Source organism: Kineosporia sp. A_224, from assembly GCF_002198655.1.
Lineage (GTDB): Bacteria > Actinomycetota > Actinomycetes > Actinomycetales > Kineosporiaceae > R-H-3.
In genome coordinates, this window is the sequence record NZ_MWLN01000157.1 from 1 (window position 1) to 19,479 (window position 19,479).

The 19,479-nt window shown below is 76.3% G+C and carries 20 protein-coding genes and 1 pseudogene; 9 read left to right on the forward strand and 12 right to left on the reverse strand.

Annotated features, from left to right (window positions below):
• Together EDJALFJO_RS13895 and EDJALFJO_RS13900 are read right to left on the reverse strand one after the other, a co-directional pair.
• Positions 1-567: pseudogene (locus tag EDJALFJO_RS13895) on the reverse strand (hypothetical protein); the annotation flags it as partial.
• 71 nt (positions 568-638) lie between these two features.
• Positions 639-2,201: a molybdopterin-dependent oxidoreductase gene (locus EDJALFJO_RS13900; RefSeq protein WP_088286217.1), complete on the reverse strand. Its 1,563-nt coding sequence runs from the start codon at positions 2,199-2,201 to the stop codon at positions 639-641.
• 285 nt (positions 2,202-2,486) lie between these two features.
• On the opposite strand from EDJALFJO_RS13900, the gene dacB reads away from it, so the two are divergent.
• Both dacB and EDJALFJO_RS13910 read left to right on the forward strand, forming a co-directional pair.
• Positions 2,487-4,160 carry a D-alanyl-D-alanine carboxypeptidase/D-alanyl-D-alanine-endopeptidase gene (gene dacB / locus EDJALFJO_RS13905; RefSeq protein WP_088286186.1) on the forward strand — a complete coding sequence of 558 codons (1,674 nt, stop codon included), beginning with the start codon at positions 2,487-2,489 and terminating at the stop codon, positions 4,158-4,160.
• A 32-nt stretch (positions 4,161-4,192) separates the two neighbouring features.
• On the forward strand, positions 4,193-5,287 hold the full coding sequence (locus tag EDJALFJO_RS13910) for a dipeptidase (RefSeq protein WP_088286188.1): 1,095 nt from the start codon (positions 4,193-4,195) through the stop codon (positions 5,285-5,287).
• A 24-nt stretch (positions 5,288-5,311) separates the two neighbouring features.
• On the opposite strand, the gene rdgB is transcribed toward EDJALFJO_RS13910, so the two are convergent.
• The 8 genes from rdgB to clpS all read right to left on the reverse strand — a co-directional run bounded on the left by rdgB (position 5,312) and on the right by clpS (position 11,778).
• Positions 5,312-5,917, reverse strand: a complete 606-nt coding sequence (rdgB, locus tag EDJALFJO_RS13915; RefSeq protein ID WP_088286190.1) for an RdgB/HAM1 family non-canonical purine NTP pyrophosphatase — start codon at positions 5,915-5,917, stop codon at positions 5,312-5,314.
• Positions 5,914-6,654, reverse strand: coding sequence for a ribonuclease PH (rph, locus tag EDJALFJO_RS13920; RefSeq protein WP_088286192.1), 741 nt, complete (start codon positions 6,652-6,654; stop codon positions 5,914-5,916). The genes rdgB and rph overlap by 4 nt, the downstream gene beginning before the upstream one ends.
• A gap of 9 nt (positions 6,655-6,663) precedes the next feature.
• Positions 6,664-8,184: an AMP-binding protein gene (locus EDJALFJO_RS13925; RefSeq protein ID WP_088286194.1), complete on the reverse strand. Its 1,521-nt coding sequence runs from the start codon at positions 8,182-8,184 to the stop codon at positions 6,664-6,666.
• Positions 8,181-9,068, reverse strand: a complete 888-nt coding sequence (locus tag EDJALFJO_RS13930; protein WP_088286196.1) for an amidohydrolase family protein — start codon at positions 9,066-9,068, stop codon at positions 8,181-8,183. The genes EDJALFJO_RS13925 and EDJALFJO_RS13930 overlap by 4 nt, the downstream gene beginning before the upstream one ends.
• 52 nt (positions 9,069-9,120) lie before the next feature.
• Positions 9,121-9,927: an MBL fold metallo-hydrolase gene (locus tag EDJALFJO_RS13935; RefSeq protein WP_088286198.1), complete on the reverse strand. Its 807-nt coding sequence runs from the start codon at positions 9,925-9,927 to the stop codon at positions 9,121-9,123.
• Positions 9,924-10,727: a glutamate racemase gene (murI, locus tag EDJALFJO_RS13940; RefSeq protein ID WP_088286200.1), complete on the reverse strand. Its 804-nt coding sequence runs from the start codon at positions 10,725-10,727 to the stop codon at positions 9,924-9,926. The genes EDJALFJO_RS13935 and murI overlap by 4 nt, the downstream gene beginning before the upstream one ends.
• A 91-nt stretch (positions 10,728-10,818) precedes the next feature.
• A complete protein-coding gene (locus EDJALFJO_RS13945; protein WP_088286202.1) occupies positions 10,819-11,487 on the reverse strand; it encodes a DUF2017 family protein in 669 nt (222 codons plus the stop codon).
• Positions 11,488-11,778, reverse strand: coding sequence for an ATP-dependent Clp protease adapter ClpS (gene clpS, locus EDJALFJO_RS13950; protein WP_233149862.1), 291 nt, complete (start codon positions 11,776-11,778; stop codon positions 11,488-11,490).
• Between the two features lie 109 nt (positions 11,779-11,887).
• Here clpS and EDJALFJO_RS13955 point away from each other — a divergent pair, with 109 nt between their 5' ends.
• From EDJALFJO_RS13955 to EDJALFJO_RS13980, 7 genes are all read left to right on the forward strand, one after another.
• The gene (locus EDJALFJO_RS13955; protein ID WP_088286219.1) at positions 11,888-12,109 is read left to right on the forward strand and encodes a helix-turn-helix domain-containing protein; all 222 of its coding nucleotides are present in this window, start codon (positions 11,888-11,890) and stop codon (positions 12,107-12,109) included.
• Between the two features lie 38 nt (positions 12,110-12,147).
• Positions 12,148-12,804, forward strand: a complete 657-nt coding sequence (locus tag EDJALFJO_RS36095; protein WP_088286205.1) for a Clp protease N-terminal domain-containing protein — start codon at positions 12,148-12,150, stop codon at positions 12,802-12,804.
• 40 nt (positions 12,805-12,844) lie between these two features.
• Entirely contained in the window at positions 12,845-14,179 is a 1,335-nt protein-coding gene (locus tag EDJALFJO_RS13965; protein WP_088286221.1) for a nicotinate phosphoribosyltransferase, read from the forward strand.
• 115 nt (positions 14,180-14,294) lie between these two features.
• The gene (locus EDJALFJO_RS13970) at positions 14,295-15,062 is read left to right on the forward strand and encodes a hypothetical protein (RefSeq protein ID WP_143448568.1); all 768 of its coding nucleotides are present in this window, start codon (positions 14,295-14,297) and stop codon (positions 15,060-15,062) included.
• Positions 15,044-15,208 (forward strand): hypothetical protein, encoded by a 165-nt coding sequence (locus tag EDJALFJO_RS34355; RefSeq protein WP_158220432.1) that lies wholly within the window; start codon positions 15,044-15,046, stop codon positions 15,206-15,208. The genes EDJALFJO_RS13970 and EDJALFJO_RS34355 overlap by 19 nt, the downstream gene beginning before the upstream one ends.
• A gap of 117 nt (positions 15,209-15,325) precedes the next feature.
• Positions 15,326-15,916 carry an isochorismatase family protein gene (locus tag EDJALFJO_RS13975; RefSeq protein ID WP_088286209.1) on the forward strand — a complete coding sequence of 197 codons (591 nt, stop codon included), beginning with the start codon at positions 15,326-15,328 and terminating at the stop codon, positions 15,914-15,916.
• 36 nt (positions 15,917-15,952) lie between these two features.
• Complete coding sequence (locus tag EDJALFJO_RS13980; protein WP_088286211.1) at positions 15,953-16,804, forward strand: hypothetical protein; 852 nt, start codon at positions 15,953-15,955, stop codon at positions 16,802-16,804.
• A 23-nt stretch (positions 16,805-16,827) separates the two neighbouring features.
• Here the strand turns inward: EDJALFJO_RS13980 and EDJALFJO_RS13985 are convergent, their stop codons facing one another.
• Together EDJALFJO_RS13985 and EDJALFJO_RS13990 are read right to left on the reverse strand one after the other, a co-directional pair.
• Positions 16,828-17,631: an RDD family protein gene (locus EDJALFJO_RS13985; RefSeq protein WP_158220433.1), complete on the reverse strand. Its 804-nt coding sequence runs from the start codon at positions 17,629-17,631 to the stop codon at positions 16,828-16,830.
• A gap of 104 nt (positions 17,632-17,735) precedes the next feature.
• The coding region (locus tag EDJALFJO_RS13990; RefSeq protein ID WP_088286215.1) for a diguanylate cyclase at positions 17,736-19,479 on the reverse strand (1,744 nt) is incomplete at its 5' end.

The window sequence follows — 19,479 nt, forward strand, 5'->3', positions numbered from 1 at the left end:
GTCGGCAACGGGCAGGTCGGCAACGGGCAGGTCGGACGACGTGCCGCCGGCGACCTCACGCGGCCCCCGCAGCCGCCGGGCGAGCAGCACGAGGGCGGTGCCCCCGGCGACGACCCCGAGCACCGTCGGGACGGCGGCCCGCAGGATCCCCGCGAGGCCGGGGTCGACGTCCGGCCGGGTCACCGCGGAGACGACCGCCGCCGCACCGAGCAGCACGACGAGGGCGAGCCCGGCGGCCGGGCGACGGCGGGCGAGCAGTCCGGCGACGGCTGACGCGGCGACGAGGACGGCACCGATGCCCGCGAGCAGGACGACCTTGTCGTAGGCGCCGAACGTCGCGACGGCGAAGTCCTTGAGCGCCCCGGGGACCAGGTCGATCGCGGCCCGGCCGACGGCGAGCACCGGGGACGCACCCGGGGCGACGACGCCGGCCGCGAGGTCGGCGACGCCGAGGGTCAGGGCGCCCGAGACGACCCCGGCGGCCGCCGCGGCGAGCGCGCCGCGGACGTCACGCCGTCCGGCGGTGGCAGCCCGGGGCGCCTGGGGGGTCGTGCTCGTCGTGGTCACGCCGGTTGTTCGGCGCCGCCCCCGGCCCGGATGGGTCCGACCTCAGAAATTCTTTGCAGGTGTCAGTCGGGTCAGGTGACCGTGACCTGGATCGTGTGCCAGCCGGTCGCGCCGTCGGGCGCGGGCGGCGCCTGGTCACCGGTCTGCGGCGTGCCGGTCGCGTCGGTCGCCCGGACGGCGAGCGTGTGCCGGCCGGGGGTGGCGTCCCACGCGAGGACCCACTGCCGCCAGGTGTCCGTGCTCGGCACCGAGCCGAGCTTCGCGGGCTGCCAGGGGCCGTCGTCCACCCGGACCTCGACCGCGTCGATCCCGCGGTGCTGCGCCCACGCGACACCGGCCACGGCGACCGTGCCGGCCCGGACGTCCGCGCCCGCCGCCGGGACGTCGATCCGGGACTGGGTCTTCACCGGGGCCTTCTCCGACCAGCCGCGCGGGGTCCAGTAGGCCTGGGCCTCGGCGAACCGGGTCACCTCGAGGTCGACGACCCACTTCGTCGCGCTGACGAAGCCGTAGAGCCCCGGCACGACCATCCGCACCGGGAAGCCGTGCTCGACCGGGAGCGGCTCGCCGTTCATCCCGACCGCCAGGAGCGCGTCCCGGCCGTCGAGCAGGACGTCGAGCGGCGTCGAGCAGGTCCAGCCGTCGGCGCTCGACGAGAGCACCATGTCCGCGCCCGCGGTGGCACCGGCCTTCTCCAGCAGCGGCTTGATCGGCAGCCCGAGCCAGCGGGCGTTGCCGACGAGGTCGCCACCGACCTCGTTCGAGACGCACATGAGGGTCACGTCGCGCTCGACGAGCGGCTGCGCGACGAGCTCGTCGTACGTGAGCGTCACCTCGCGCTCGACCATCCCGTGGATCCGGAGCTTCCACGACGCCGCGTCGACCTGCGGCACGACGAGCGCGGTGTCGATCCGGTAGAAGTCGGCGTTCGGCACCCGGAACGGCACGACGCCGTCGACACCGACCTCGACGGAGGCGGGCAGCGCCGGGGCCGGGTCGGCCGGGCGCGGCAGCGTGACCTGCGCCCGGGACGCCGTCCCGCCCGCGAGCCGGGCCGAGACCGCACGGCCGACGACGACCGCTGCCGCTCCCCCGGCGCCGACGACGCCGAGGACCTGGAGGAAGCGCCTGCGGTCCGCGGTGCCGGACGGCACGGTGCCGGACGACGGGCCACCGGCCGGCGCGGACCCGGCCGGGGACGGCACCCCCGCCCCGGGCGCCCGCGACGCGAGCGCCGACAGCGCGACCGAGCCGACGATCGCGCCGACGACGCTCGGCAGCACGGCGAGCGCACCGGCGTCCGGCCGGGTCGCGGCGGCGAGCGCCGCGACGGCCCCGAGACCGAGGACGACCTGGGACGCGGTCCCGGCGCGGCGGCGCGCGAGCAGCCCGGCGAGCGCCCCGAGCCCGAGGAGCACGACCGCCGCGCCGCCGAGGAGGACCGCCTTGTCGTTCGTCCCGAAGGTCGCGACGGCGAAGTCCTTGAGCCACGGGGGCGTCCGGTCGACGAAGGCGTCGCCGACGGCGACGAGCGGCGCGGTCGAGGCGCCGGTGAGGAGGGCCACGACCTGCGCGACGCCGAGCGCGAGCAGCGTCACGGCGACCCCGAGCCCGGCCCAGGCCCAGGCCGGCAGCGGCGGCCCGGCAGGGCGGCCGGACGGCGCACCGGGGCCGCGCGGCTCGGGTTCCGGGAAGCTCAGGTCGGGCGGTCGGGTCTCCACGGTCCCAGCATGCGGCACCGGCGCCCGCGGGACCTTACGAGGCTCTGACGGCGCGCACGGCACCAGCCGGAAGGCCGGCGTCGTCACACGCCGATATGACTGAATGTAACTGATTGAGCACTCTAGGTCGCGTACGGTGGGCGGGTCCGCGGGGGCGGTACGCGTCGGTGACACGGGGTCGCGCGCGGGGAAGGACACATGACCGGGTTCGACGGACGCCGGGCGGCCGGCATCGGCTTCGCCGTCGTGACGGCGGCGGCACTCGTGGCGCAGACGGCCGTCGGCGTGCGCGGGGCGCTGCCGGGCGTCCACGTCCACCAGGCGACGGTGCGGCCCGCGGCGCAGATCCCGGGGCTCGCGACGACGATCGACACGATCCTCGCCGACGGCCGGCTCGCGGGCTCGCAGAAGCGGGTCGTCGTCAAGGACGCCGTCACCGGCGAGGTCCTCTACAACCGCAACGGCACGGTCCGCGGGAACCCGGCCTCGAACGAGAAGCTCCTCACCTCGGCCGCGGCGATGGACCTGCTCGGCCCGGCGTTCCGGTTCACGACGTCGGTCTCGCGCACCGGCACCGTCTCCGGCGGCCGGCTGACCGGCAACCTCTACCTGCGCGGCACCGGGGACCCCACGACGCTCGCCGCCGACTACGACCGGCTCGCCGGCGCCGTCGCCGCTGCCGGCATCACGTCGGTCTCGGGCTACCTCGGCGTCGACGACACCGCCTTCGACGCCGTCCGGCTCGGGCCCGCCTGGTCGTGGGACAACGAGCCCTACGCGTACTCGGCGCAGGTCTCCGCGCTGACGATCGCCCCGGACACCGACTACGACGCGGGTGCCGTCGCCGTGACGGTCCGCCCCGCCGCCCGGGGCAGCCGGCCCACCGTGTCGTTCGTGCCGGCGAGCACCCGGTACACCGTCGACAACCGGGCGACGACGGGTGCCGCGGGCAGCGCCCGCACGCTGCGCGTCGTCCGCGCCCACGGCAGCAACCGGTTCGTCGTCACCGGGTCCGTGCCCGCCGGCGGCGTCGCGAGCCGGCGGCTGCTGAGCATCTGGGACCCCTCGTACGTCGCCGCCGACGTCTTCCGCGCCGCCCTCGCGAAGCGCGGCATCCGCTTCTCGGCCGCACCCGTGCTGCGCCGGGCCGCGACGCCGACGACGGCGACCCGGATCGCGACCGACTCCTCGGTGACGCTCGCGACCCTGCTCACGAAGTTCCTCAAGCTGTCGAACAACGGCCACGCCGAGGCCCTCGTCAAGGCGATCGGCCGCAAGCAGGCCGGTGCCGGGACATGGGAGGCCGGCACGGGCGCGATCCGCACCTGGCTCGCGGCGAACGGGGTCGTGACGTCGGCGATCCGGATGAGCGACGGGTCGGGGCTGTCCCGGACCGACCTGCTGACGGCGAACCAGGTGACGAACCTGCTGCGCGCCGTCCGCGGGAAGACCTGGTTCCCGACCTGGTACGCCGCGCTGCCGGTCGCCGGGCGCACCGACCGGCTCGTCGGCGGCACCCTGCGGTACCGGATGGGCGGCACCGCCGCCGCCGGCAACGTGCACGCGAAGACCGGCTCCCTGACCTCGGTCTCGGCGCTGTCCGGCTACGTGACGACCGCGGGCGGCCGCCGGCTCGTGTTCTCGGTGATCATCACCGACTTCGTCGCGGCCGGGGTCAAGGACCTCGAGGACCGGATCGCCGTCGCGCTGGCCCGGTCGGGGTCCGCGGCGGGCGCGGTGCCGCAGTCCGCGGACGACGGCAGCACCGGGACCGGTCCCGGCGCACCGCCGCGGTCGGTCACCGTCCCGGACGACCCCGCGACGGTCGTCGACGAGTCGCAGCTCGAGTGCTCGTGGGTCGGTGCCTGCTGACGGGACCCACCCGCCGGCGGCACGATGGCCCGATGACCGCAGCCCCCCGGGACGACGCCGTCGCCCGCCTGCACGCCGGACCGGTCGTCGACATGGTGACCAACCTCGTCACCGAGGGGGTGCCGGGCTGGGCCGACGACTGCCTCGCCGGTGGCGTCGACCTCGTGTGCCAGAGCATCGACCCGACGTGGCGGCACTCGGCCCACGTCCGGCCGTACCTCGACGTCATGCCCGACGCCGCGACGGCGTTCCGGACGCTCGCGTGGCTGCGCGCCGCCGTGGCCCGCGACGACCGGCTGCTGCTCGCGCAGGACGTCCCGGCGGACGTCGAGCGGGCCCGCGCGTCGGGCCGGCTCGCCGTCATGGCCCACTCCCAGACGAGCACGCAGTTCGGCATGGACCTCGACCTCGTCCACGAGCTGCACGCCGCGGGGCTGCGGATGACCGGCCTCGCCTACAACCTGCGCACCCCGGCCGCCGACGGCTGCGTCGAGGAGACGGACGCGGGGCTGTCCCGGTTCGGCCGCCGGCTCGTCGAGGAGTGCAACGACGCGGGCCTCGTCGTCGACGGGTCGCACGCCGGTGTGCGGTCGACGCTCGACGCGATCGAGGTCTCCGGGCGCCCGGTCGTCTTCAGCCACAACGGGTGCCGGGCCCTGTACGACCACCCGCGCAACCTCACCGACGAGCAGCTCCGGGCGTGCGCCGCCCGTGGCGGCGTCGTCGGCGTCGTCGCGGTGCCGGCCTTCCTCGCCGGGACCGCCCGCATCCCGCTCTCCGTGCTCGGCGACCACGTGCTGCACGCCGTCGACGTCGCGGGCGCCGAGCACGTCGGGCTCGGGCTGGACTGGTTCTGGGGGTTCGAGGCGTACGCGGCGCACGCCTGGCCGGACGTCGACCCGGCCGCCGGCGGCGGCACCCGCCGCCCGCGCGACGTCGGCGACCTGCTCTGGGACCCCCAGCACCTCCCGCCGCCGGGCGCCGTCCTCGCCGTCGACGACCTGCCCACCCCGGCCCGGCTCCCGGCGCTCACCCGGCACCTGCTCGACCGCGGCCTGTCCGAGGCCGAGCTCGCACTCGTCCTCGGCGGCAGCTGGCTGCGGGTGCTCGGGGCCTGGAGCGCCTGACGACGGGTCCTGCCGGCGGGTGCGTCAGCCCCCGAGCAGCTCCGCGATGTGCGGCACCAGCCCGCGGAACGCACGCCCGCGGTGGCTGATGGCGTCCTTCTCCTCGGGCTCCATCTCGGCGGTCGTACGCTCCTCGCCGACCGGCACGAAGACGGGGTCGTAGCCGAACCCGTTCGTGCCGCGGCGCTCCCGCACGAGCACACCGGTCATCCGGCCCTCGACGACGCGCTCGACGCCGCCCGGCAGGGCGAGCGCCGCGACGCACGCGAAGTGCGCGCCGCGGCGGTCGTCGGCGATGTCGGACACCTGGGCGAGGAGCAGGTCGAGGTTCGCGGCGTCGTCCCCGTGCCGGCCGGACCAGCGGGCGCTGAAGACGCCCGGCGCCCCGCCGAGGACGTCGACGCACAGGCCCGAGTCGTCGGCGACCGCCGGCAGCCCGGTCGCCGCGGCGACGGCGTGCGCCTTGAGCAGGGCGTTCTCGGCGAACGTCACGCCGGTCTCGGCGGTGTCGGGGACGTCCGGGAAGGCGTCCATGCCGACGAGCTCGACGGGCAGGCCGGCGTCGCCGAGGATCCGGCGCAGCTCCTCGACCTTGTGCGCGTTGTGGGTCGCGAGGACGAGCCGGCTCATCGCGCCAGGCTCTCCTCGAGGGCGGCCTGCTGGAGCACCCGCAGGTCGGCGCAGCCGGCCACCGCGAGGTCGAGCAGCGCGTCGAGCTCGGCGCGGTCGAACGGCACGCCCTCGGCGGTGCCCTGGACCTCGACGAACCGGCCGTCGCCGGTGCAGACGACGTTCATGTCGGTGCCGGCCTTGACGTCCTCGTCGTAGCAGAGGTCGAGCACGGGCCGGCCGTCGACGACGCCGACGCTCACGGCCGCCACGGAGTCGAGCAGCGGCTGGGCGCCGGCCTTGACGAGCTTGCGCTCGCGGCCCCAGGCGATCGCGTCGGCGAGCGCGACGTACGCGCCGGTGATGGCCGCCGTCCGGGTGCCGCCGTCGGCCTGGAGGACGTCGCAGTCGAGGACGACGGTGTTCTCGCCGAGGCCCTTGGTGTCGACGACGGCCCGCAGCGAGCGGCCGATGAGCCGGGAGATCTCGTGGGTGCGGCCGCCGATCCGGCCCTTGACGGACTCGCGGTCGCCGCGGGTGTTCGTCGCGCGCGGGAGCATCGCGTACTCGGCGGTGACCCAGCCCTGCCCGGAGCCCTTGCGCCAGCGCGGCACTCCCTCGGTGAACGAGGCGGCGCACAGCACGCGGGTCCGGCCGAACTCCACGAGGACGCTGCCCTCGGCGTGGTCGAGCCAGTTGCGGGTGATCTTGACGTCTCGCAGGTCCTGCGGGGTGCGGCCGTCGGGGCGGAGGGTCATGGGCGCAGCCTATTGGGGCGCCTGGGCGTCCCAGGTCCCCGGGCCGACCCCGCGCGCGGCGAGCGCGACCTTCTCGACCTTCTCGGTCGGCGTCTTCGGCAGCGCGGCGACGACCTCGACGTAGCGCGGGGCCATGTACGCCGGGCCGTGGGCGAGCGCGTGCTCGCGCACCTCCTGCGGTCGGACGGTGCGGCCCGGCCGCGGGACGAGGAAGACCATGACCTCCTCCTCGGTGAGCTCGCTCGGGACGCCGAGGGCCGCGACCTCGAGGACGTCCGGATGGCTGCCGACGACCTCCTCGACCTCGAAGCACGAGATGTTCTCGCCGCGGCGTCGGATCGAGTCGCTGAGCCGGCCGTGGAACGTCAGCCAGCCGTCTAGGTCGAGCGCCCCGAGGTCGCCGGTGCGCACCCAGCCGTCGGCGAGCGTGCGCGCGGTGGCGTCCGGGTCGCCGTGGTAGCCGTTCATGACCAGGCCCGGCTCGAGGCCGCGGACGAGGATCTCGCCCTGCTCCCCCGGCCCGGCGTCCGCGCCGTCGGGGCGGACGACCCGCACCTCGTACTCGGCGAGAACCCGGCCCGCGGCTCCTGGACGGCGCTCGCCGGGCGGGTCGTAGACCGGCACCCCGGCGTCGGTCAGGCCGTAGACCTGCCGCAGCGGGACGCCGAACCGCTCCTCGAACGCCGGGGCCCACTCCGGCATCGGGACGCCCCACGCCAGCCGCACCCGGTGGTCGCGGTCGCCCGGCTCCGGGTCGCGCTTCCAGAGGATCGTCAGCGTGGCGCCCATGAAGTTGAAGACGGTGGCCCCCGTGGCGCGGACCTGCGGCCAGAACCCCGAGGCGCTGAACCGGACGTCGAGCGCGGCGGTGGCGCGGACGGCGAGCGCGGCCGACACGGTGAGCGTCGCGGCGTCGATGTGGAACAGCGGGAACGGGCAGTAGAGGACGTCGTCGCCGCGCAGCCCGAGCGCGGCCGCGTGGATCTGCCCGGCCCGCACGAGGTAGTGGTGGGACAGCGCGCACGCCTTCGACGGGCCGGTCGTGCCCGAGGTGAACAGCAGTGTGGCGGTGTCGAGATCGGGCTCGTCGTCCGTGCCCGCCGACGGGGCCGGAACCGTTGCGGCGGAACGGGCTCCGACGGGTGGGCGGGGTCCGGTGACGTCGCGCAGGTCGACGACGTCCGCGCCCTCGACGACGGGCGCGAGCGCCGGGTCGGCGACGACGAGCCGGGCACCGCTGACCCGCAGCGCGTGCGCCAGCCGCGGCCCCGACAGCGCGGTGTTCAGCGGCGCGTGCAGCGCGCGCATCCGGTTGAGCGCGAACCAGACCGCGACCTGCTCGGCGCTGTTGCCGGCGAGCACCGCGACGGCGTCCCCGGCGCCGACGCCGAGCCCCCGCAGCGACCGTTCGGCGGCGTGCGACCAGGCGAGGAGCTGGGCGTACGTCGTGTCGCCGTCCGCCGTCCGCAGGAAGACCCGCTCGCCGGCCTCGGCCGCCGCCGCCGCGAGCAGCCCGGCGAGGGTCGTCATGCGACCGGCGCCGCGCCCGCCGGCGTCGCGTCGAGCCCGAGGAGGCGGCGGGTGTTGCCGCCGAGCAGGGCCGCGAGCGCGTCGTCCGGCAGGCCCGCGGCCCGCCACTCGGCGAGCGCCCGGGTCGGGGCGATGACCGGCCAGTCGCTGCCGTAGAGCACCTGCTGCGACAGGACGTTGCGCATCATCCCGAAGAGGGCGTCCCAGCCGGTGCCGGGCCGGGCGACGTACTTCGGTGCGAGGCCGCCGAACTCGAGGAAGACCGTGGGGTGCCGGCGGGCGACGGCCGCGAACTCGGTCGCCCACGGCCAGCCCGCGTGGCAGGCGACGAGGCGCAGGTCCGGGAAGTCGCACGCGACCTGGTCGAGCATCTCGGGCCGCTCGTGGCGCAGCGGGTGCATCCGGCTGTACGTGACGCCGGTGTGGACGGCGACGAGCAGGCCGAGCTCCTCGGCGCGCGCGTAGAGCGGGTAGAGGTGCCGGTCGTCGATGTCGCGCCCGAAGAAGGCCGGCTGGAACGAGACGCCGACGAACCCCAGGTCCGCGCAGCGCACCGCATCGGTGGCGAGCCGGCCCGGGAACGGCCGGCCGATGTCGACGCAGCCGACGCCGACGAACCGCCCGGGGTGCTCGTCGAGGACGCCGCGCAGGGCCGCGTTCAGCGCGTCGGCGTCCTCGCCGCCCTCGGTCTCGGCGTGCATGACGGCCCGGCCGACGCCCGCCGCGTCGAGCTCGGCGAGGAGCGCGCCGAGCGACCCGGCGTTCATCTTCGCCGACAGGTCCAGCACCCGGTCGTACTGCTCGGTGACCCGGGGCGGGGCGGCGTACGACCCGGACGGACGGCGGTCCTGCGGCAGCCGGACGCGGGCGTCGACGACCTCCATGCGGGCTCCTCGGTGGTTCGGCCGGGGCACGGGGCGGGCCCCGAGGCAGACCTTAGACGTCGAGGACGAGGCCCGGCGCCGCCACCCGGACCGGCCCGTCGTAGGCGTCCTTCGCCTCGGCGAGGACGACGGCCGCGTCGGTCCACGGCGGCAGGTGGGTGAGCACGAGGGACCGGGCGCCGGCCGCCGTCGCGACCTCTCCGGCCCGCCGGCCGGTGAGGTGCACGCCGCGGTGCTCGTCGTCGCGCCCCTCCTGGAAGGAGGCCTCGGCGAGGAAGACGTCGGCGTCCCGGGCGAGGTCGACGAGCGTGTCGCAGGTGTCGGTGTCCCCGGAGTACGCCAGGACCCGGCCGCCGTGCTCGACGCGCATCCCGTACGCCTCGACCGGGTGGTCCACCCGCCGGGCGGTCACGGTGAAGGGGCCGACCCGGACGGTGCTCCCGTCGTCGGGCTCGGCGCCCTCCTGGTCGACGTCCCCGACCCACGGCACGACGTCGTAGACGTGCTCCATCTTCCCCACGCCGTCCTCGCCGTACGCCTCCGAGAGCCGGGCGAGGGCGTTCGACGGCCCGTGCACCGGCAGCCGCGGCTGCGCCGGCCCGGCCGGGTCGTAGCGCCGGGCGACGTAGAGGCCGCACAGGTCCATGAAGTGGTCCGGGTGCATGTGCGAGAGCAGGACGGCGGCCAGGCCGTCGGGCCGGACGTACCGCTGGAGCGCGCCGAGGGCACCGCTGCCGAGGTCGACGACGACGGACACGGTCTCGCCGGTGACGTCGTCCGGGGCCTGGAGCAGGTAGCACGAGGCCGGGGAGCCGACGCCCGGGAACGAGCCGGAGCAGCCGACGACCGTGAGCCTCACGCGAAGACACCGGCGTGCTCGGCGACCGTCACCTCGGGGCCGAGGAAGCGCCGCGCGAGCCGGGTGAAGGGCTCCGGGTCCCCCGTCGCGAGGAAGCGGTGCTGCGGTGCCGGCAGGGCGGGGTCCCGCTCGAGGCCGTGCGCGACGAGCCGCCGGTAGACGTCCTTCGCGGTCTCCTCGGCGGAGTTGATGAGGGTGACGTCCTCGCCCATGACGTACGAGATCACCCCGGTGAGCAGCGGGTAGTGCGTGCAGCCGAGCACGAGCGTGTCGACGCCGGCCGCCTTGACCGGGTCGAGGTAGCCGTGGGCGACCTCGAGCAGGTCGGCGCCGCCGGTGACGCCGCGCTCGACGAACTCGACGAAGCGCGGGCAGGCCATCGGGGTGATCTCGAGCTGCGGTGCCGCGGCGAACGCGTCCTCGTAGGCCTGCGACGCGATCGTGGCCCGGGTGCCGATGACGCCGATCGCACCGTTGCGGGTCGCCGCCACGGCGCGCCGGACGGCGGGCTGGATCACCTCGACGAGCGGCACGTCGTACCGCTCGCGGGCGTCGCGCAGGGTCGCGGCGCTCGCGGAGTTGCACGCGATGACGATCATCTTGACGCCGGACTCGACGAGCGAGTCCATGACGGCGAGGGCGTGCCGGCGCACCTCGGCGATCGGCTTGGGCCCGTAGGGGCCGTGGGCCGTGTCGCCCACGTACACGATGGGCTCGTGGGGCAGCTGGTCCAGGACGGCGCGCGCGACGGTGAGTCCCCCCACGCCGCTGTCGAGGATGCCGATCGGTGCGTCGGTCACGCAGGCGAGCCTAAGCCAGCGCCCGCGGCGGCGGTCGCGCCGGGACGGGTGTTCCGCCTCACGTACGCACAAGCGGCCGATCTGGACGGGCTCAGCGGGGCAGCTCGCGGACGAGCGACTCCTGCCACCACGTGAGCTCGTCGTAGAGCCCGGCCATGACGACCCAGGGCTCCTCGGAGTCGCTCATCCCGGACAGGACGGCGTGGATCATCTCCGCGTCCTGGTCCGTGCGCAGCCCGAGCCGCTCGGCGAGGACGAGCCGGACGTCGGTGAGCCCCTTGAGCAGCGCCTGCGCCTCGTCGGCGTCGAGCACGACGGGGTCGGGGCGGCGCAGCGCCGCACCGGCCCGGTCCAGGGTCGCGCGCTTGCGGCTGCGCAGCCCCGCCTCGGTGAGCCGGCGGAACTCGGCGGAGACCTTCGGGTCCTCCCGGTTCGCGTCCGGCAGCAGGCGCGCGACCGCCGGGTCCTCGAACCGCTCGGACGCCGGCCGCTCGTCGAGCGGCTCCTCCTCGCGGCCGGCGCCGGCGGTGACCGCCGCGAGCCAGTCGTCGTCGACCCCGACGAGGTCCGCGAGCGGGTCGCGCTCGCGGGCCGGGGCGGGCGCCGACGCCGGGTCGTCGTCGGCGGCGGGGGCGTCGTCCGGGCCCTCGGCGGCGAGCATCGTGCGGACGTCGGCGAGCAGCTGCGCGAGGACGGCCCGCTCCGGGGCGGCGAGCATGACGAGGACGCGGTCCCCGGTGCGCTTGAAGGGGCCGCCCACTCAGCGGTCCCGCTGGAAGGTCGCCCAGAGCCCGAACTCGTGCATCGCCTCGGTGTCCCGCTCCATCTCCTCGCGGCCGCCCTTGGAGACGACGGCCCGGCCCTTCTCGTGGACGTCGAGCATGAGCTTCTTCGCCTTCGACTCCGGGTACCCGAAGTAGGTCTGGAACACGTACGACACGTACGACATGAGGTTGACCGGGTCGTTCCACACGATGGTGACCCAGCCCGAGTCGAGCAGCAGGCTCTCCTCGACCTCGGGCTGCTCGAGCTCGACGGGCGCCACGGACACCCGTCCACTGTAGGGCGCCGGGCGACCCTGTCCCGCGCAGCCCGCACCACCTGTGGACGGCGTCAGCATATGTTGACGATCGACAAGACGTCAGCATATGCTGACGCGCATGACGACGACCGGGACCCCCGCCGAGATCGCCAAGGACCTCGACAGCCTCGACCCCGAGGTCGGGCTGCGCGCCGTCGCCGCCCTCGGCCGGCTCCTGGAGCAGATCGAGACGCTCCAGGTGCGCAACGCCCGCGCCCGGGGCTGGTCCTGGCAGGAGATCGCGGCCGCGCTCGGCGTCACCAAGCAGACCGTCCACCGCAAGCACGGCAAGCGGCTCTGACCGCCCTGCCCCGCGCCGGCCCACCCCTGGAGGACCCCGTGTTCGAGCGTTTCACCCAGCAGGCCCGCGAGGTCGTCGTCCGCGCCCAGGACGTGGCCCGCCGCCTGGACCACCCCGCGATCGGGACCTCGCACCTGCTCCTGGCCCTGCTCACCGCCGACGACGCGACGGCGAGGCTCCTGCGTGAGCGCGGGGTCACCGAGGAGGACGCCGAGCGCGCGCTGCGCCGGGTGCTCCGGCGGGACCCGATCGCCCCGGCCGGCGGTCCCGCGCCCGACGAGGACGCCGCCGCGCTCGCGGCCCTGGGCTTCGACCTCGACCGGATCCGGGCCGCCGTCGAGGCGGCGTTCGGCCCGGGAGCGCTCGAGGCCACGGCCCCCGACCCGGCCCCGCGCGGGCTGCGCCGGCTCGTGCGGCGGTCGCGCCGCCCGGCAGAGCCCGAGGTCGTCCTGCTGCGCGGTCCGGGCGGCGCGGGCCGCGGGCACATCCCGTTCGGCCGCGACGCCAGGAAGGCGCTCGAGCTCTCCCTGCGCGAGGCGCTGCGGCTCGGCGACGGCTTCATCGGCACCGAGCACGTGCTCCTGGGCCTGCTCCGCGGCGGTGACACGGTCGCCGCCGGGATCCTCGCCGAGCTCGGGGTCGAGCCCGCCGGGCTGCGCCGGGCCGTCGAGGAGCGCCGCCGCCGCTCCGCCTGACCCGGGCACCCCCGCGGGGCACGCCCTACGCTTGCCGATCGTGACCCCCGCGCGCGCCCAGGCCCACACGTCGGCCGCCGTCGCCTCCACGGCGCTGCTCACCGACCACTACGAGCTGACGATGCTCGAGGCCGCGCTGCGCAGCGGCGACGCGCAGCGCCGGTGCGTCTTCGAGGTCTTCGCCCGCCGGCTGCCCGAGGGCCGCCGCTACGGCGTCGTCGCCGGCACCGGCCGGCTGCTGGAGGCCCTGCAGCGCTTCGTGTTCGAGGACGACGAGCTCGTCGCGCTCGAGGAGGCCGGCGTCGTCGGCGCGGAGACGCTGCGGTGGCTGTCCGGCTACCGCTTCACCGGCGACGTGTGGGGCTACGGCGAGGGCGAGACCTACCTGCCCGGCTCGCCGCTGCTCGTCGTCGAGGGCACGTTCGCCGAGGCGGTCATCCTCGAGACGCTCGTGCTCTCGGTGCTCAACCACGACTGCGCCATCGCGGCGGCGGCGAGCCGGATGACGACCGCCGCGCACGGCCGGCCCTGCCTGGAGATGGGGTCGCGGCGCACCCACGAGGAGTCCGCCGTCGCCGCGGCCCGGGCGGCCTACGTCGCCGGTTTCGCCGGCACGAGCAACCTCGAGGCCGGCCGGCGCTACGACATCCCGACGATCGGCACCGCGGCGCACGCGTTCACGCTGCTCTACGACGACGAGCGCGCGGCGTTCACGGCGCAGGTCGCCAGTCTCGGGACGGGGACGACGCTCCTCGTCGACACCTACGACGTCATGGCCGGCGTCCGGACGGCGGTCGAGGTCGCCGGCACCGGGCTCGGCGCCGTCCGCCTCGACTCCGGCGACCTGCTCGAGCTCGCGACGTCGGTGCGCGCGCTGCTCGACGAGCTCGGCGCGACGAAGACCCGGATCGTCGTCACGAGCGACCTCGACGAGTACGCGATCGCCGCGCTCGCGGCCGCGCCGGTCGACTCCTACGGCGTGGGGACGTCGCTCGTCACCGGCTCGGGCGCGCCCGCCGCCGGGCTCGTCTACAAGCTGGTCGCCCGCGAGGGGGCGGACGGCGAGATGGTCGGCGTCGCCAAGCGCAGCCCCGACAAGGCGAGCGTCGGCGGCCGGAAGTGGGCGATGCGGCGCCGCACCACGGACGGCGTCGCGCAGGCCGAGGTCGTCGGGATCGGGCACGAGCCGATCGACGACGGCGACGACCGGATGCTCCTGCTCCCCCTCGTCGAGCACGGCACCGCGGTCGGCGCCGAGCCGCTCGCGGCGGCCCGGGACCGGCACGCCGCCTCGCTCGCGGAGCTGCCCGCGACGGCCCGCCAGCTGTCCCGCGGCGAACCGGCGATCCCGACGCTGCTCGAGCGGCGCTACTGACGGCCCGTGGCACTCCCCCGGCCCCACTTCCTCCCGCTCCACCGCTCAGGCACCTGACATGCACGTTCGAGGAGGGCCCGGCGGCCTCCGGACGTACCTCCGGGGTGCCTGGGGCATGCCGAACAGCCGCAGGGTGCGCCCACCTGACCCGTTGCTGCCGGTCGTCGTCAGCCGCGCGCAGGCCCGCCGCGCCGGGCTGACCGACCGGCAGATCACCTGGCGGATCGAGCACGGGCAGTGGAAGGTGCTGCGCCGAAACGTCTTCGTCACCCCGGTGCCGGGCGGCGCCGGGCTCGGGGCCGACGACGGCAGACTGGTCGCCGCGCTCGCCTCGACCCGCCGCGAGGTCGTCGTCGGGCGCGCCCACGCAGCCCGGTTGTGGGGGCTGCCATGCCCGCTCGGCGGCTGGGGCGACCCGGTCCTGCTCACCGCCGACGGGCCGCACCGCAACCGCGACGGCATCCGGATCGTGGTCACACCGCTGCCGGAGCAGGGCGTCGTTCGGCGCCGTGGCGTGCTGGTCACCTCCCCGGTGCGCACCGTCACCGACTGCCTGCGGGTGCTGCCGCCGGTCGACGCGCTGGCGATCGCCGACGCGGCCGCTCGCTCCCTCGTGGCGGCGCCGCTGCTCGTCGCGGCCGTCGACCTGCTCGGCGGCCGGCCAGGCATCGTCCAGGCGCGCCAGGTCGTGGCGTCGCCGACAGCGCCGGGTTCGTCGGGCGCGGCGACGCCGGTTGGCAGGAGGGCGTCGTCGGCGAGGCAGACGGCAAGGCCAAGTACCGGCTGCGCGCCGCCGAACGGGGCGGCCTCGACGCCGAACGCCTCGCGCAGGTGCTCGATGCCGAGCGCCGCCGGGAGCAGCGGATGCGCCGGGCCGGCCTGACCGTCGTCCGCTGGGACGCCAAGGACGTCCTGAACCCCGCAGCTGCCGCCACCCTGACCGCCTACCTGAGATCGGAGCTGTCCCTCCGCACCGACCGCCCGTACACCGCGACGGTCACGCCGCACCCCTTCAGGCACCCCGGGTGAACAGTCGCCGTCGCCCCAGGCCCGGTTCGGCTGTACAGGCCGGGTGCCTGACCCGCCCCGATGCCGGCGGGCGGCGGCCACCTGGGGTCCGGCGGGCCCGCTCGGTAGGCTGCGGCCGTGAGCACAGCGCTGATCGTCGTCGACGTCCAGAACGACTTCTGCGAGGGCGGTTCGCTGCCCGTGGCCGGCGGGGCCGGGGTGGCCGCTGCGATCAGCGCGTACGTCGCCGCGCACCGCGACGAGTACGCGGCGGTCGTCGCGACGAAGGACTACCACGTCGACCCGGGCGCCCACTTCGCCGCGGAGCCCGACTTCGTCGACTCCTGGCCGGCGCACTGCGTCGTCGGCACCGCGGGCTCGGACCCGCACCCGGCGTTCGACACCAGCGGGGTCGACGCGTGGTTCACCAAGGGCGAGACCGCCGCCGCCTACTCCGGGTTCGAGGGCGCCGCCGACCTCGGGGACGACCGGGTCGGCCTCGCCGAGTACCTGCGCGGGCATGGCGTCGCGGCGGTCGACGTCGTCGGCATCGCGACCGACCACTGCGTCCGGGCCACCGCGCTCGACGCCGTCGCGAACGGGTTCGCCACCCGGGTGCTCCTCGACCTCACCGCCGGGGTGGCGCCGGCGACGACGGACGCCGCCCTGGCCCAGCTCTCCGACGCCGGCGCCGAGCTCGTCGGAGAGCCGGTCGTCGCCGGTCGCTGACCGGCCGCCCGGCCGTCCGTCGGTAGGGTCGGCGGCATGCCCGCGGACCGCTCCCCCGACAGCCCCGACAGCCCCGGCACCGCCACGGTGCCGGTCGACCTCGCGCTCCTCGTGGCGGTCCTCGCGGACACCTCGGGGCCCGTCGCGCACGCGGCCCACCGGCTCGCCGACCACGCCGACCTCGTCGGCCCGCTCGTGCTGCGGGCCAGCGCGCTCGAGGAGTTCCGCGCGGCGCTGCCGGACGGCGTCCGCGACCTGCAGGTGCACCTCGTCGCCGACGCGACGGACGAGCGCGACGGCCTGACGAACCTGCGCGAGGCCCGCAACGGGCTCTTCGACGAGGACCGGGTCGAGGTCGTCGGCGTCCAGCTCGCGCTCCCCCGCGAGGCCGACCCGGCCGCGGCCGCGGCGGTGCTGCTCGACATCCTCGACTTCAGCGCCCCCGCGTGGATCCAGGTGCCGCTCGTCGAAGGCTGGGCGGCGGCGCTCGACGTCGTCGCCGAGGACGGCACCGAGCACGTCGCGGTCGACGTCGCGTCCCCCGTCGCGGACCTCGCCGCCTTCGTCCGGCACGCGGTCGGCCTCGGTCTCACGTTCCGGGTGACCGGCGCCCCGGGCGCGCTCCCCGGATCGGTCCGCGACCCGGGCGCGGGGCACGAGCTCCCCGGGCTGCTCAACCTGCTGCTCGCCGTCCGTGCCGCGGCGGACGGGGCGGACGCGGGCGCCGTGCAGGCCCTGCTCACCGCGACCGGGGCCGCGGCACTGGCGGGCGACCTGCGCACGACGACGCCCGTGCAGGCCGCGGCCGTACGCTCCGCGCTCGCGTCCGTCGACACCGCGGACGTCGCCGAGGTCGTCCTCGACCTGCAGGCGCTCGGTCTGGTCTGAGCCCTCGGGTCAGCGGCGGAAGGTCAGCGGCTGCGGACGACGACGGTGTTCCCCGCCTTGTCGTGCAGCGCCTGGCGGCGCGGGTCCCAGAGCAGCCACACGCTGTCGAGCAGCCAGTAGAGGCCCCCGACGTAGGGCACGACCTGGACGCCCTCGCGCGTCACCCAGCGGGCGAGCGCCTGGGTCCACGACGGGCGGCCCTCGCGGTCCCAGCCGCGCACCCGGACCCCGGCGGCGAGCTTGCCGACGGTCGCGCCCTTGAACCGCACGAGCAGCACCGTGTAGAGCCCGCTCACGATCAGGGACACGATCTGGAACCCGACGAGCCGGGAGGTGAGCTCGGGGTCGGCGAGCATGTCGCGGAACATCGTCACGACGTCGACCCGGGCACCGGTGGCCGCCGAGGCGTCGAGCTTGTCCTGCAGCTCGGTGACGAACGGCAGGAGGAACGGCAGCCCGACCACCGCCGAGACGGTCGAGGTGATGAGGTAGTCGAGGAAGCGTGCGACCAGGCGCTGCCCGGGCGCCGCGAGCGGGACGCCGTCCGGCGTCGTGGGGCCGGTGAACGGCATCGGCCGCCACTGCGCGTAGGGGCCCTGGCCGGGCGGGCCGTACCCCGGCCCCGGCTCCTGCCCGACGCCCTGCCCGTAGCCCTGCCCGCCGGGGCCGTAGGACGGCGCCGGGGCCGGGCGCGCGGACCGGCCGGCCGGCGCGGGCCGCTCCGGGCCCGGGCGCGTCACGTGGCTCCACTCGCCGCCGTCCCACCAGCGCTCGCGCGCGGGGTCGGCGGAGTCGGTGTACCAGCCGGGCGGACGGGAGGGGCTCACCGTCATAGCGTGCCTCACCCGGGGACCCGTTCCGTACCGCAGGGCGGGTGCGACCCGCCGACCGGTGTCGTCCGCCGGCCCGCGAGGGGATGGCGGACAGCGGCTCAGGCCTCGGCGCGGAGCACGACGGCCTCGGCCGTCTCGTCGTCCGGCGGGAGCTGGACGACGAGCGTCGGCCCCTCCGGGTCCTGCGGGGACCAGGCGGACCGGACGAGGTTGCGCCCGCCGCGCTTGGCCGCGTAGAGCGCCGCGTCGGCCCGGTGCAGGACGGCGTCGAGGTCGGTGACGTCACCGCTGGCGACGCCGGCGCTCACCGTGAGCCGCAGCCCGGTCCGGACGCCGGCCCAGGGGTGCTCCTCGATCCGCTGCCGCAGCCGGTTGGCCGCCTCGACGCCGAGCGCGGTCGAGCCGCCGGGCAGGACGACGATGAACTCCTCGCCGCCCCAGCGGGCGACGTGGTCCACGGCCCGGACGCCGCGGCCGAGCAGCGTCGCGACCTCGCGGAGTACCTCGTCGCCGACGACGTGCCCGAAGCGGTCGTTGACCTGCTTGAAGTGGTCGACGTCGAGGAGCACGAGGCAGGCCGTGCCGGACTCGGGGAGCTGGTCGAGGAAGCGCTCCATCGAGCGGCGGTTCGCCAGCCCGGTGAGCGGGTCCTGCTCGGCGGTGCGCATGAGGTCGGCCGCGCGGGCCTCGAGGTCGCGCCGCTCGCCCTCGGCGCCGGCCCGGGACCAGAGCTGCCCGACGAACGTCGCGATCTGCCGCCGGTGCCGGGCCCAGGACCGCTCGCCGACGAGCCGGGCGTCCGCGAGCGCACCCTGCAGGTCGCCGACCGCCTCCCGGACGAGCGAGCGCAGCTCGACGGCGCTCATGTGCTCGGCGACGTCGTAGTCCTCGCCGCCGACCTCGATCGCGGCGTCGAGCTCGGCGAGCGCCTCCCGGTGCCGGCCGAGCAGGTGCAGGCAGCGGCCGCGGACGAGGTGCAGCGCACCGGCCTGGCCGCGGGACGGCGGGTCGCCGGCCGCGCTGCGCGCCGCCTCCAGCAGGGGCCAGGCCTGGGTGGCCCGGCCGCGCTCGCAGAGGACGTCGGCGAGCAGCCGCGGTGCGTCGACGAGGCGGGCCGCGGCCGGCTCGGCCTCCGCGACGAGCCGGGCGGCGAGCCCCTCGGCGCGGGAGAGCAGCCCCTCGCGGGCCGCCCCGGCCAGCCCCGGGCTCAGCTCACGCTCGAGGTGACGGGCCTGGTGGACGAGCGCCTCGGCCGCGTTGTACGTCGCGATCGACCACCGCTGCCGGTCGCCGACGAGCAGCGTGTGGGCGATCGCGTGCTCGTAGAACTCGACCGCGCGCCCGTAGTCGAAGAGCTGGTAGCAGAGCATCCCGAGCGCGTTGGCGAGCCGGGCCTCGGCGAGCGGGTCGGCCGGCGCCTGCGCGAGGGTGTCGAAGGCCAGCAACGCCCGGACGGCGTTCTCCAGGGCGGTCGCCACGTCGTCGACCTGCGCGGCGCCGGTCGCGGCGGCGGCGTAGCTCGTCGCGGCCCGCAGCACGTCGCCGTTCGCCTCGTAGAGCCGGGCGGCCTCGACGGCGTCGGCGTGGGACGCCGCGGCGTGGCTGCGGTCCGGGGCGACGAGGTAGGAGCGCACGATGGCGCGGCACTCCAGGACGCGGGCCCGGTCGAGGTCTGCGAGGTCGCCGCGCAGGAGCCGGTCGACGTGCCCGAGCCACTCCTGGGTCGAGGCCAGGTCGCTGTCGAGCGGTGCCCGGTCGACGAGGTCGTCGACCCGGGCCGCGAGGCCCGCGCGGGCGGCGGTGAGGTGGGCCGGGGCCGGGTCGTCCGGGGCCGGCCCACCT